The sequence below is a fragment of the Vreelandella sp. F11 genome (genome assembly GCF_042466685.1).
GTDB lineage: Bacteria > Pseudomonadota > Gammaproteobacteria > Pseudomonadales > Halomonadaceae > Vreelandella.
This window is the reverse complement of the sequence record NZ_CP170448.1, coordinates 3,291,631-3,304,631: the sequence shown is the minus strand read 5'-3', so window position 1 is coordinate 3,304,631 and position 13,001 is coordinate 3,291,631. Positions and strand designations below refer to the sequence as shown.

At 54.8% G+C, this 13,001-nt stretch carries 13 protein-coding genes; 7 read left to right on the top strand and 6 right to left on the bottom strand.

The features are described 5' to 3' along the window. The first annotated feature begins 18 nt into the window (after positions 1–18). The 3 genes from ACFIOZ_RS15170 to ACFIOZ_RS15160 all read left to right on the top strand — a co-directional run bounded on the left by ACFIOZ_RS15170 (position 19) and on the right by ACFIOZ_RS15160 (position 3,297). Complete coding sequence (locus tag ACFIOZ_RS15170) at positions 19–2,118, top strand: methyl-accepting chemotaxis protein (RefSeq protein ID WP_386079313.1); 2,100 nt, start codon at positions 19–21, stop codon at positions 2,116–2,118. Between the two features lie 115 nt (positions 2,119–2,233). Further along, positions 2,234–2,803 carry a DJ-1/PfpI family protein gene (locus tag ACFIOZ_RS15165; RefSeq protein WP_386079310.1) on the top strand — a complete coding sequence of 190 codons (570 nt, stop codon included), beginning with the start codon at positions 2,234–2,236 and terminating at the stop codon, positions 2,801–2,803. Positions 2,804–2,934: 131 nt separating this feature from the next. After that, complete coding sequence (locus tag ACFIOZ_RS15160) at positions 2,935–3,297, top strand: ribbon-helix-helix domain-containing protein (protein ID WP_386079307.1); 363 nt, start codon at positions 2,935–2,937, stop codon at positions 3,295–3,297. Between the two features lie 10 nt (positions 3,298–3,307). Here ACFIOZ_RS15160 and ACFIOZ_RS15155 read toward each other — a convergent pair whose 3' ends face one another. Next, entirely contained in the window at positions 3,308–4,075 is a 768-nt protein-coding gene (locus ACFIOZ_RS15155) for a DUF1499 domain-containing protein (protein ID WP_386079304.1), read from the bottom strand. A 127-nt stretch (positions 4,076–4,202) separates the two neighbouring features. Between ACFIOZ_RS15155 and ACFIOZ_RS15150 the strand changes: the two genes are divergently transcribed. Beyond that, the gene (locus ACFIOZ_RS15150) at positions 4,203–4,550 is read left to right on the top strand and encodes a hypothetical protein (protein WP_386079302.1); all 348 of its coding nucleotides are present in this window, start codon (positions 4,203–4,205) and stop codon (positions 4,548–4,550) included. On the opposite strand, the gene ACFIOZ_RS15145 is transcribed toward ACFIOZ_RS15150, so the two are convergent. Continuing rightward, the gene (locus ACFIOZ_RS15145) at positions 4,547–4,780 is read right to left on the bottom strand and encodes a DUF3820 family protein (RefSeq protein WP_022522550.1); all 234 of its coding nucleotides are present in this window, start codon (positions 4,778–4,780) and stop codon (positions 4,547–4,549) included. The two genes, ACFIOZ_RS15150 and ACFIOZ_RS15145, sit on opposite strands and share 4 nt — an antisense overlap. 150 nt (positions 4,781–4,930) lie before the next feature. On the opposite strand from ACFIOZ_RS15145, the gene mqo reads away from it, so the two are divergent. Then, positions 4,931–6,610 carry a malate dehydrogenase (quinone) gene (gene mqo / locus ACFIOZ_RS15140; RefSeq protein ID WP_386079299.1) on the top strand — a complete coding sequence of 560 codons (1,680 nt, stop codon included), beginning with the start codon at positions 4,931–4,933 and terminating at the stop codon, positions 6,608–6,610. A gap of 103 nt (positions 6,611–6,713) precedes the next feature. On the opposite strand, the gene ACFIOZ_RS15135 is transcribed toward mqo, so the two are convergent. Beyond that, on the bottom strand, positions 6,714–7,580 hold the full coding sequence (locus ACFIOZ_RS15135; protein ID WP_386079297.1) for a LysR substrate-binding domain-containing protein: 867 nt from the start codon (positions 7,578–7,580) through the stop codon (positions 6,714–6,716). A 131-nt stretch (positions 7,581–7,711) separates the two neighbouring features. Here ACFIOZ_RS15135 and ACFIOZ_RS15130 point away from each other — a divergent pair, with 131 nt between their 5' ends. Then, positions 7,712–8,137, top strand: coding sequence for a VOC family protein (locus ACFIOZ_RS15130; protein ID WP_386079294.1), 426 nt, complete (start codon positions 7,712–7,714; stop codon positions 8,135–8,137). 48 nt (positions 8,138–8,185) lie between these two features. Here the strand turns inward: ACFIOZ_RS15130 and ACFIOZ_RS15125 are convergent, their stop codons facing one another. After that, entirely contained in the window at positions 8,186–9,079 is an 894-nt protein-coding gene (locus ACFIOZ_RS15125; protein WP_386079291.1) for an AraC family transcriptional regulator, read from the bottom strand. Between the two features lie 220 nt (positions 9,080–9,299). On the opposite strand from ACFIOZ_RS15125, the gene ACFIOZ_RS15120 reads away from it, so the two are divergent. Continuing rightward, positions 9,300–10,361, top strand: coding sequence for an NAD(P)-dependent alcohol dehydrogenase (locus ACFIOZ_RS15120; protein ID WP_386079289.1), 1,062 nt, complete (start codon positions 9,300–9,302; stop codon positions 10,359–10,361). A 148-nt stretch (positions 10,362–10,509) separates the two neighbouring features. Here ACFIOZ_RS15120 and lnt read toward each other — a convergent pair whose 3' ends face one another. Beyond that, entirely contained in the window at positions 10,510–11,985 is a 1,476-nt protein-coding gene (lnt, locus tag ACFIOZ_RS15115) for an apolipoprotein N-acyltransferase (RefSeq protein WP_386079286.1), read from the bottom strand. A 63-nt stretch (positions 11,986–12,048) separates the two neighbouring features. Then, positions 12,049–12,948 carry an HlyC/CorC family transporter gene (locus ACFIOZ_RS15110; protein ID WP_386079284.1) on the bottom strand — a complete coding sequence of 300 codons (900 nt, stop codon included), beginning with the start codon at positions 12,946–12,948 and terminating at the stop codon, positions 12,049–12,051. Between the last annotated feature and the right edge of the window lie 53 nt (positions 12,949–13,001).

Below are 13,001 nucleotides of genomic sequence, written 5' to 3'. Positions count from 1 at the left end.
CACAAGTGAAAACAGATAATGAAAAAAACCTTAAGTATTCGAGCAATGCTGATCAGCCTGTTCTTAGCAGCGGTGCTGGGAGCCATAGTACTAGCGGCAACGGGCTGGGTGACCAACCAACGGCTCATTGACTCGCAGCGTTATATTATTGGTGAGGTGCTCCCGCTTGAAGATGCCAGCCGTGGCATGGTGCTCACTATGGGAGCTTTTGGCCAACGCCACGCGGATTTGCTTGCGGCAGAGAACGTAGCAGCCCTTGACGCGGCCACCCCTCAGAGCGAATTAGATGAACGCTTTCGCGCTGCACAGCAAGCATTGAGTGGAATTGATATAGCTGAAGGTCTGAGTGCATTAGAGAGCCACTATCAAGCGTTATTGGGAGGCGACACTGCGCTTGAAGCGGTGCGGCGTGAGGAACTGAGCCTGCAAATACAGATGGCTGAGCGGATTAGCGCTATGCAAGCGCTAATTTCTCAAGTAATGCTGAGTGCGGAAAATATTGCTGGGCGTGCTGCACTGGCGCAGGTTCGCAATCGCCAGGAGCAGCGCGTATTGATGGAAGCCTGGCGCGAAGATGGCATGACCACGCTGCCAACGCAGCTGTTGGACAACATGTTTGCGACACAAGCTGATATTGGTCGTTTAAGCGGAAACGCGCGCATGGCATTGGCGCAGCTATCCGACCTTGGCCGTCAGATGATGCAGACGGGCAGTGCCGATGCATTGGTCAACCTGCGTTACAACGAAATTGCCCAACAGGTGGGGCTGGCTCGTCAATCATTAGCGGCGATTGCAGAAGCACCCAGCACTGAAGCAGAGCAGCGCGCGCTTATTCTAGACTTAGACGATGTCATTGTTGAGCTGGAAGGGTTGATGGTGTCCGATGACAACGCTGTGTATGAATTACGTCTGCAACAGCTGGCGCTACACGAACAGGTACAAGCTGCACTTACCAGTGTGGCTGAAGCCATGAATCAAATGCGTGATGCGTTGAGTGATGTTGAAGCCTATACCGTTGGCCAAGCCCAAAGTGCTTCTACCCAGGCCGAAACCTTAGCCAACGCCGGTCGCTCGTTACTGATTATGGTCACTCTAGCGGTTATCGTGTTACTTGCGATTTTTGGCTGGCGTACCATGGTACGGGTGCTGGGGCCGCTAGTGGCGATGCGCCACCAAATGGAAAACATCAGCGGCGCCGCGGGCGAAAATGCCGACTTGTCCATGCGCCTTGAGCTGAAGCGTAACGACGAAGTGGGCCAAACTGCTCAAGCGTTCAATAATATGATGGATACCTTTGAAGGCATGGTTGCGCAAATCCGCGAAAGCGCTGAAGCCATCGCGGCCAGCAGCCGTCAAATTGCCGCCGGTAATGAAAACCTCTCCCAGCGTACCGACCAACAGGCGGCGTCATTGGCGGAAACGGCCTCAAGTCTGGAAGAGATTACTGCCACGGTGAAGCAAACCGCTGAGTACGCTGATCAGGCCAAAGACGCGAGTGGCAATGTTGACCAGCGCGCCCGTGCCGCAGGCGATGTGTCCACGCGCACAACGGCGGCAATGGGGGATATCCGTGAAGCGAGCGAGAAAATTACCTCGATCATTAAAGCCATCGACGATATCGCCTTTCAAACCAACTTGCTGGCGCTCAACGCCTCTGTTGAAGCGGCGCGTGCAGGAGAGCAGGGGCGTGGGTTTGCCGTGGTGGCCCAGGAAGTTCGCAAACTAGCCGGACGCAGCGCCGAAGAAGCCGCCCAAATTCGCCATTTGGTAGATGATAGTGTCGCCAAAGTAAGCGAAGGTGAGCAACTGGTAAATGCCTCAAGTAAGCACCTGCAGGAAATCATCGATAGCCTGAGTGAGGTGTCGCGCTATGTTACCGAAATTGCGGGGGCGACCAATGAGCAATCTGCGGGTATTGACCAGATCAACCAGGCGATTTCGCAGTTGGATCAGGTGACCCACCAGAATGCCCGGTTGGTGCAGGAAGCGACCACCGCCAGCCATACCCTGGATGACCGCGCCGGGGATATGCACTCACTGGTAGGGCGCTTCCGCGTCAGTGACACGGCAGGGCAGCGGCATTTATCCCTCCCACAACAGGAAGAAGTTACTCAGTAGTAAGCAATTACTACCTATTATTTGAAAGCGCTTGCTAGTCTCATCTAACACGCCTCGCGTGTGCTCAAACACTCGATCAATAACCATAAGATAAATGGATAAGAGGAGCACTGAGATGAGCAGCAAGCGCATTTTAATGATCACCGGCGATTTTACTGAAGATTATGAGACCATGGTGCCGTTTCAGGCGCTCATGGCCGTCGGTCACCGTGTCGATGCAGTCTGCCCTGGTAAGGCCTCAGGTGACACTGTAGCGACAGCCATTCATGACTTCGAAGGTGATCAAACCTATTCCGAAAAACCCGGCCACCGCTTTGCCCTGAATGCCGATTTCGCCAGTACGAACCCCGCCGATTACGACGCGCTGGTGGTGCCAGGGGGCCGCGCTCCGGAATATCTTCGTTTGAACCAAGAGGTGCTAACGATGGTTCAGCACTTTTTTGAGACCAACAAGCCTGTGGCTGCGATTTGTCACGGGGCGCAGCTGTTAGCCGCTGCCAAAGTGCTGGAAGGTCGGCAGTGCTCTGCGTACCCAGCCTGCCAACCGGAGGTAGAGCTTGCTGGGGGGCACTTTGCCAACCTGGAAGTGACCGATGCGGTGACCGATGGCAACCTGGTCACTGCTCCCGCATGGCCTGCCCACCCGGCTTGGCTTAGCCAGTTTATGGCGTTACTGAATAAGTAAGGTTATCCGCAGTAATAACGACGTTTGCGCCCAGCACCCGCTGGGCGCACTGCGCTTATGTCCGCTATGCTAATGACTCGTGTGGATACGAATGATCCAAGAGACGATGCCTTCCAAAAGAGACTACTCCCATGTGTAAACTGTTCGTTCAAGCTGACCCCGAGTTGTGGCGAAGCGCGACACACTCGCTGCGTATTGATGGCATGGTCACCAGCGTGCGTATGGAGAATTATTTCTGGCATATTCTCGAAGAGATTGCCCAGCGTGATGGCATGAACACGGCCCAGATGATCACCCGGCTGTATCACGAATCCATCGACGCCGGGCACGATTTGGGCAACTTTACCTCGTTTTTACGCGTTTGTGCCCTGCGTTATCAAGCGCTTCAGCTGAGCGGGGATATCCCGACCCAGCACCAAGTGCCTATTGCCACCCTGGATGCTGAGCAAATTTTAGCGCGCGAAGAGAACCATAAGCGCGATCAGATACATTAACGAACAAGCGCTATTTAAGCCGCGCTTCCAACGACGTTAAAAAAGCTGCGATTCTTGCCGCGTTGGTGCCCACATCGCTGGCGCCCAGGCGTGATGCAGAGCGCATATCCACCTGCACGCCGTTCTCAACGTCGGTTAAGCGAATAACCACATCATCCTCAAAGCCAAACCAGCGGGTAGTGGCGGTGGCTTCTATGTGATTGTCGCTGATGCGGGCGATCCGCCAGCCCGCCTCCTCGGCCTCAGCCTGGGCGGCAGCCAGCACCGTTTGCGGCGCTTCGGCCAGGATCAGTGGCTTGATATAAGGGTAAGCAGCGTGCTGCTGCTGAGCGGTGGTATCGCCTGGGTAGTCGACCGCGTTAGGCGCCGCTTCTCGCGCGTCAGCTAACGCTTCAAAGGCAGGTGGGTTCTGCGTATCGGTGGTGATGTCGTGAATAGCGGGCACTTGTTGAGCGCGTTGCCAATGCTGCCAGGGTACGTAAAGCAGTGCTGCAGCGGCGACGATCACCAACGAGGCTACTAGGGCGGGTGTAGAGCGGCGAGCCACCATGCTCCATAACAGCGTGATAATACTCACCGTCACCGCCCCTCCAGCGGCATAGACGCCGTTGCGCAGTAAGTTGAATGCCTCGCCGAGACTGATAAGTTCACCACGATAAGCAGGCCCAGCGCCCGCCATCATCAGTGTCGCTATCGCTATCAGCAGAATGGCTAAGCCCGCCAGCACGCCAAGCCAGCGGCCACCACGAGGGCGTGCCTTGGTGAGTCGCGTTACCATGTGTTCTCCTTAATGCAGCAGAGTTCGCTATTCTTAGCACAGATTCTTCTTAGCACAAACACGGTTTAGCAAACACCCTGTGTCCATGGGCAAAGTGAACGTGTTAATACCTGACGATAGGACATATATGACCGATAACGTAGCCGCTCTGCGCCAGTTACTACTGAGCACACCGCGAGACGCCTTGCCAATAACGTATCAACAAGCGGCGAGCGCGCTGGCACTTACGCCGCCGCGCACCATTGCCCAGGTTACTCAAGCGTTAGAGCAGTTAATGCGTGAAGATGCCGCGCAGCAAAAGCCATTTATAGCCACACTGGTCGTCAGCCGTCGAGGCGATGATTTACCCGCAGCTGGTTTTTTTGAGCTGGCGGTCGCCTTAGGTCGCTTTCCTGAGGATTCTGCACAACATCAGGCAGCTTATCGGGCTGAATTTCAGCACGCGCTTAACGAGTGGAACAAAGGCCAGAGTTAAGTTTCGCCGCGTTGGCTGGGCGTTTTTCGCAGAGGATCCAATAGCGGGCCTAGCCCATTGTGATCAATTTCGTGCATTAGATGCAGTAGCTGGCCAATTTCCCCAGAGGGAAACCCCTCGCGGGCAAACCAGTTTAAATAGGGGCCAGGGAGGTCGGCGATAAGGCGGCCCTCATACTTGCCAAAGGGCATGGTACGCGTCACTAACTTTTCCAGATCCTCTGGTTTCATCGCTTAAATTCCATTCGCTTTCATTTAAGTAAGATTGCATATTTCCGGATTAGTATATTTTTGTTAGACTTTAGTCGACAAATAATACCTCCCTTGATGCCGGAGACATAGTGTTCCGGTGCGTCCTTTCTGTATCGTCTGGGACATGACATGCAAAAACGTTTTAGCCTATTACTCTGTTCTCCGCTGTTGGCACTGGCATCCATGCCCCTTGCTGCCGATGAGCCAGTTGATGTTGTACTGATTGGCGGCGGCATTATGAGCGCTACATTGGGTACCTATCTACAGGAGCTTGAGCCAGAGTGGAATATCCACCTTTATGAGCGCTTGGATCAAGTTGCCGAAGAGAGCTCTAACGCCTGGAATAACGCAGGTAGCGGGCACTCGGCCTTCATGGAGCTAAATTACACGCCAGAGGTTGAGGGTCAAGTTCAAATTGAGCGGGCCACTAAAGTAACTGAACAGTTCGAAGTCTCCCGTCAGTTTTGGTCTCACCAGGTAGAGGCTGGCATTCTGGGTGAGCCTGATTCGTTTATCCAAACAGTCCCGCACATTGCAGTGGTTTGGGGAGAGGACGACGTCGACTTCTTGGGTAAGCGCTATCAGGCGATGACGCAAAATCCCCTTTATGCGGGTATGGAGTACTCAGAGGATCCTGCGGAACTGGCCGAGTGGATGCCGTTAGTGATGGCTGGGCGTGAAGGTAACGATACGCCCGTGGCAGCTACGCGAATGCAGATGGGAACCGAAGTTAACTATGGTGCGCAAGCGCGCCAAATGGTTGAGTCGCTGGCGCAAAGCGACCACTTTACGCTAGGTCTTAGCAGTGAAGTGCGCGGACTAGAGCGCAATGATGACAATACCTGGAAAGTGACCGTGGCGGATCTCGCCAACGGCGGGGAAACCTCCGTGGATTCCCGCTACGTCTTTATCGGTGCGGGTGGTGCTGCGTTATTGTTGCTGCAGGAATCCGGCATTCCTGAAGCCGAAGCTTACGCAGGCTTCCCAGTAAGTGGCCAGTTCCTTTACACCACTAATCCGGACGTGGTGGCACAGCACGACGTAAAGGCCTATGGCAAAGCAGGCGAAGGTTCTCCGCCCATGTCCGTGCCGCACTTGGATCGGCGCAACCTGGACGGTGAGCCCGCGCTATTCTTTGGCCCCTTTGCAGCAGTCTCCACCAAGTTCCTGAAAGAGGGTTCCTGGACGGATCTGTTCAGCTCGTTGACGCTGCATAACACTTGGCCGGTGGCTGAAGTTGGGATGGATAACTTTAATCTGGTGCGTTACTTGGTTGGCCAGGTGCTGATGTCCGACGATGATCGCTTTGAAGCACTACAGAAGTACTACCCTGAAGCAAACCAAGACGATTGGGCTCTATGGACAGCTGGTCAGCGGGTACAAATTATTAAAGAAAATCCTGAAAAGGGTGGTGTGTTGCAGTTCGGTACCGAAGTCGTAACGTCGCAAGATGGCACTATGTCGGCACTGCTGGGCGCATCGCCGGGGGCCTCGACGGCGCCTTCCATCATGCTAAACCTGCTTGACCGCGTTTTCCCTGAACAGGTGGCCAGTGCAGAGTGGCAGGGAAAACTGACCGACATCGTGCCGTCTTATGGACAGCGCTTAGCGGAGAATCCTGAGTTGCTCAGTGAAGTACGTACCTTTACCGCGCGAACCTTGCAGCTAGAAGAGCCACTGAATCTTGCTAGCGATAGCGACGCAGAGCAGGTGAGCGAGGAGAGTGACGGGCAAGATGAGCAGAGCGAAGAGGCTGCAAACGATTCCCCGGCAAACGAGACGCAGGAAGAAGCAGTCACCGACGTATAACGTTTTGTTGGCCGTACTTTAACGTCAATAGCTAAAACGCTACCTCTGCTGTTTGGGGTAGCGTTTTTTATTGCCTGGCTGATGGTAGCTATTCAAGGCCCTTTCACTGGGCGATTTCACTAATCAGTTGGGCAAGCGCCCGAGCGGGTTCGCTCAAGTGGCCACTGGTCGGATGAATCAATCCTATGTCGCGGTGAAACGTTCGCTCGCCCAAATCGATTGCCCGCACTCCCGCTGGCCAGCTTTGCTGCGCAATCGCCTGGGGTACCAGGGCAACGCCGACGCCTTGGGCGACCAGTTTAACGATAGCCTCTAGTTCATCGACTTCGCAGACCTCACGTATGTTGCAGTGGTTATCGCGTAAGAAACGGTCTACCTGGCGACCACCAAAGGAGGCGCGGTCGTAGCGCACAAACGGCTGGTGGGTGATCAGTTCCCGCCACTGCTCGACCTCAATATGGCGCGGCACAATTAATCGAAAGGGTTCGTGGGCAAGGGGCGTCCAGCGCAAATCGCTGTGCAGTGAAAAGGGGGGACGAACGATCACCGCCATATCCAGCTCGCCAGCGTCGACCTGATTGACCAGCTCCATAGAGAGCCCAGGTACTACGCGAGTACGGCACTCTAAAAAGGTGTGATGAAAGCGCGCCAGTATATCGGGAAGTAGTGAGCGCTGGATGGAGGCGATGGCACCTATATTGACGCGTTGTGTAGAGGGCTGCTCGGATAGCGAAGACCCTAACGTGCTGTAAAGGGTTAACAGGGCGTTGGCTTGCTGCAACGTCTCTTGTCCCCGCTGGGTCAGGATGGCTGCACGCCCTTTGCGCTCGAATAGATCGACCCCCAGCTCTTGCTCCAAGCGTTTCATTTGTGCGCTTACGGCAGCCTGAGTCAGGCCTATTTTGTTGCCCGCCGCCGCAAAGGTGCCTTCCTGGGCGACAGCCACTAACGTCTTTAATTCACGGATCATTGATAAATCCTTTTTGTGAATTGGCCAAATAGTTATTGATTTTATTTTCCCATGAGCCGCCCTAGGATGCATATAGCGTGGTGGCATAAAGTGCCCGCCATTTGATAAAACTAAATAAGCAGGAGACTTTCATGAGCCTTTCACCCTTCCATCTGGCGATTCCCGTTTACGACGTAGCGCTGGCACGGGCGTTTTATAACGATGTGTTTGGTTTGGAAGAGGGGCGTTCCAGTGAACAGTGGGTCGACTTTAATTTCTTTGGCCACCAGTTGGTCATTCACGAGCAACCCAAAACGCCAGGGCAAGAGAGCGCCCACACCAATCCGGTAGATGGACACAACGTACCTGTGCCGCACTTTGGCGTGATCTTGACGTGGGACGAATGGGAGGCCTTGGCCGAGCGCTTGAAAGCGAGGGGGACTCAGTTTGTGATTGAGCCTTACGTGCGTTTTAAAGGCGAAGTAGGCGAGCAGGCCACTATGTTCCTGCTCGACCCATGTGGAAACGCCCTAGAGTTCAAGGCGTTTAAAGATATGAGCCAAGTCTTTGCAAAGTAGTCTTTGCAGAATAGCATTTGCCAAATAGGCTCTGCGTTAAAGCTCGCTTTAAGCTCGTAGCGCCTGCTCCTGGCGACGATGCTGAAGCGGCGGCTCGCCAAAGTAGCGCTTATAGTCGCGGCTAAACTGGGGCACGCTGCGGTAACCCACCGCCGCAGCGGCCTGATTAACGTTGTGATTATCCTGCAGCAACAACTGCTGTGCTTTGATTAAGCGCAGCCGCTTTAAGTATTGAGCCGGTGATGAGCGGGTAATCTGCTTAAAGTGCTGGTGAAACGTCGACGGACTCATATTGGCCTGTGCGGCCAACTGCTCCACGCTAAAGTCGTCGGCAAAATGTCTGTGAAGCTTAGACAGCACCTGCACGATGCGTGAATAGTTTCCATGCCCCAATACCAGTGCCCGTAAAGCGGAACCCTGTTCGCCCTTTAGCGCTTCAAAGACCACATCGCGGATGCGCGCCGTGCCCATGGTGCTACACTCCACCGCCTCATTCAGCGTGCGCGCCAAGCGCAGTACGGCGTCCTGCATGCCTTCTGTCATCGCCACCGAGGCCATTGGCAGCGGTGCCTGGGAGTGGCCGCCGGTATCGCCCATTGCCATTACCATTTCGCTTAGCAGTGCGGGATCCAGACGTACCGATATACCCAGCAATGGGGCTTCCGGTGAGCCGTGGGTTTCGCACTCAAAGGGGAGTGGCAGCGTTTGCACCAAGTAGTGCCCAGGGTCATAGTGGATTTCGCGATCGCCGAGATAACCCATTTTTCGCCCCTGGGCAATAATGGTAAGACTCGGCTCATAGAGCAGCGGTGTGCGTACCTGGTGGCGGCTTAAACAGAGTAACGACACGCCAGGTAACGGTGTGTCATTGTTGCCGTCGCCTTTAACCAATGGCGCGATAACGGTAGCCAGCGCATTGCCAGCCTGAGCGGTAGAGGCCATGGTGGTGTCTCTCTGGTTTCTGGTGGCTTTTGTATAATCATAACGATTTATGACCATTTTTTGTTATTTTATTACGTGGTATCGGAGTAATTGGCAAAAATGGCGTAGCTTCGTTCATCGCTATCATCACTGAATAGGCCAATACTATTGGCACGCCCCGCATCCGGGGAAATGCCTGCTGATGTATACGGCACTGTTTTGATGATAAGGAGTTTCACTGATGAGCCAAGCATTATCCTATGCGGCATTTGCTAACGATAAGCCCTTAGCACCGTTTACCTTTGATCGCCGCCAGCCGCGTCTCGATGACGTTGCTATCGAAATACTCTACTGCGGTGTTTGCCACAGCGACCTGCACTTTGCCCGCGATGACTGGGGCATGAGCCAGTACCCTGTGGTGCCCGGCCATGAGATTGTCGGCCGCGTGACCTCTGTGGGCGATAAAGTGACGCGTTTTAAAGCCGGTGACTTGGTGGGGGTTGGCTGCATGGTGGATTCATGCCGTACCTGTGCCGCCTGTAAAGATGGCGTAGAGCAGTACTGCCTGGAAGGCTTTACCATGACCTACGGCAGTGAAGACCGCCAGGATGGCACCATAACCCAGGGTGGCTACTCTGACTCCATCGTGGTGAGCGAGCACTTTGTGCTGCAGATGCCTGATGGCATTGATCTGGCCTCGGCAGCGCCGATTCTCTGTGCTGGCATTACTACCTATTCGCCGCTCAAGCATCACGGCGTAGGTAAAGGCCATAAAGTGGGTGTCATTGGTATGGGCGGCTTAGGCCATATGGGCGTTAAACTGGCTAAAGCATTGGGCGCAGAGGTCACTGTGTTTACTCGATCCGACGCCAAAGTTGACGAAGCCAAGCGTAACGGTGCTGACCATGTGGTGGTTTCCAGCGACCAGGCGCAGATGGATGCGGTGGCAGAAACCTTCGACTTTATGCTCGATACCGTGCCAGTGCAGCACGATTTAAACCCTTACTTAACGTCGCTAAAGTATGACGGTACCCACATTATCGTCGGTCTGCTGGAGCCCATTGAGCCCGCCATTGAAGCATTCAATTTGGTCTTTAAGCGTCGCGTTGTGGCCGGTTCGCTGATTGGCGGCATTGCAGAGACCGAAGAGCTGCTTAAACTGTGCGCCGATCAAGGTATTACCTGTGATATTGAGATGCTCGATATCAATAACATTAATGAAGGCTTTGAGCGCATGGAGAAAGGCGATGTGCGCTATCGCTTCGTGATCGATATGGCCACGCTAAAAAACAGCGCAGCCTAAATAACGGATTGAGTAGCCACCTATCTAGCCACTTAGATAGGCGATTAGCTTGAGTAAAACAAAACGGCCCGAGTCCTCTAAAGGACTCGGGCCGTTTTACTAGCTAGCCGCTTTACTCCTTGTGACTAACGCCTCTGACGTTCCCGCTTCACGCCTGACGGGTGGCTCTCGCTGCCACCACGCCGGGTAAGAGCATCAGCCCAGCCAGCAACCAAGCAGGCCAACTCCCCAAACGGGTGAAGGGGGTCAGGCCCTCCATAGCGTAGAACTCGCCGGTAAGCGTTGTGGTTTCAAACTGTGGGGCGCGTTCAACAATTTGCCCATTGGGATTGATAATAGCAGTAATGCCATTACTGGTGGCACGCACCACATAGCGACCATTCTCTAACCCACGTAGACGTGCCATCTGCAGGTGCTGGTGGGGGCCGATCGAGGCGCCAAACCAGGTGTCGTTAGACACCGTCATGATCACTCCGCTGTCTTGGGCTCGGCGAGCGACCAGCTGTGGGTAGATGATCTCGTAGCAAATGGCATTGCCAATATGAACCCCGGCGGCCTGCATCGGCGTTTGCTCATGCGCACCTTTGGTGAACGTGGACATGGGCAGGTCGAAAAAATCGATTGCCCCGCGCAGTATGCTCTCCAGTGGCAGGTACTCACCAAAAGGCACCAAGTGCTCTTTTTGGTAGCTACCCTCTACGTCCCCTACGCCAATCACGCTATTAAAGTAGCGCTCCTGCTCGTCGCGCTGAACGATCCCGGTGAGTAGAGCGACATCGGGCGGCAGGTTCGCTTGCACTCGCTCCAGTACTGGGCGAGCCTGGGTTTCCATCATTGGCAGGGCGGTTTCTGGCCAGATGATCAGGTCGACCTCATCAGCGACTTCGCGGGTGAGGTCGCTATAGGTATTTGCCGCTGTGCGCTGCCCTTCGGGTGTCCACTTCAATAATTGCGGCAGGTTGCCCTGTAGCAGTGCCACACGAGTAGGTTCGCTTGCTGGCGTGGTCCATTGTTCGGGGAGGGCCAGGGGGATTAACCAAATAGCCGCAAGGGGGGCGAGTGTCCACCACTGGCGGCGAAGCAGCAGTTCAGCCCCCAGCGCGCCGCTAAGCGCGACCATAAGCGAGAGCAGATAGACGCCACCAACGGGCGCCCAGGCGGCCAGTGGTGAGTCGACGTAGCCAGAGCCCAGCAGCAGCCAGGGAAAGCCAGTAAACAGGTAGGTGCGTAGCACCTCGCCCAGTACCCAGGCACCGGCAAAGCTGATAAATGCAAGCCGTGCAGAGGTGAAGCGCCGGTAGAGCCAGAAAGTGCCGGCAAAAAACAGCGCCAGAATCGTTACGAACAGCGTGGTTAGAAAAACGGCTAGCGGTACGCCGGTGTAGCCATAGTCGTGGATAGAGACATATACCCAGGAGGTGCCGCTGGCGAACAGTGCCACCCCATATAGCCACCCCTTTAGGGCTGCCTGGGCGGGGGTTAGCGTGTGCAGGCCCACATAGAGTAAGCCAATCGCTACCGGGCCTAGCCACCAAAGCTCAAAAGGGGAAGCCGTAAGGGTGGTGAAACCGCCCGCCACCAGGGCAGCAAGCAGCTGTAACAAAAACGCGGGGGGGAAACCCATAGCGATAACCTATCTACGGTGAGGTGCAAGAAAGTGGGTAGAGAGCAGCGCGACAACAAGCGTCTAGGCTGATTTGTTCTCCTGGTCGTCATCCTCTTCGTCATCGCGGCGGGTGTCGCGGTAGGCTTCGAGTAGACGAATGCGACGAGTGTCGGCATTGAGAATCACAAACCGCCAGCCGCCCAGAGTGGTGTGTTCACCGCGCCGAGGCAGATGGCCAAACTGCTGCATCACCAGGCCTCCAACGGTGTCGAACTCGTCGTCAGAGAACTCGGTGTCAAAGCGTTCGTTAAAGTCTTCAATGGGGGTCAGCGCACGAATGGCAAAATGGCCATTCTCTAATTCGCGGATATCATCCTCTTCATCGGTATCGTGCTCATCTTCGATGTCGCCGACGATCTGCTCAAGGATATCTTCGATGGTGATAATGCCCGCGGTGCCGCCGTACTCATCCACCACCACCGCCATGTGATTGTGGGTATCGCGAAACTCTTTGAGCAAGCTGTTGAGCCGTTTTGATTCAGGGATAAACATGGCTGGGCGCAAAACGTCATCTAACTTGAAAGCATCACGCTGAGCTTGAGTTTGCGAGAGCAGGGGGAGCAGATCTTTGACCAGCAGAATGCCTTTTACATCATCCAGGTTTTCGCCAATCACCGGGTAGCGGGAGTGACCGGTTTCCTGAATCAGCGGTAGGTAGCCGTCGCTGGTTTGATCCAGCGCGATGGCTGAGACCTGGGAGCGGGGTATCAGCACTTCGCGAACCTGCTGATCGCTGATCTCAAGGGCGCCTTCGATGATCATAATGGCGTCCTGATCCAGCTTTAGTTTCCCTGCGGTATGGCGTAAAAACGTCATCAGCTCATCCCGCGAGCTGGGTTCGTCATTGTCTCCGGAAAGGGCGCCAAAGAGTTTCTCGAGCCAGGATTTTTGATTGGGGTTGCTCGATCGGTCTTCGCTCATGCGTCAATTCTCTCGTTTGCGGGCAGACAGTTGCTATCTCATTGACGACATCG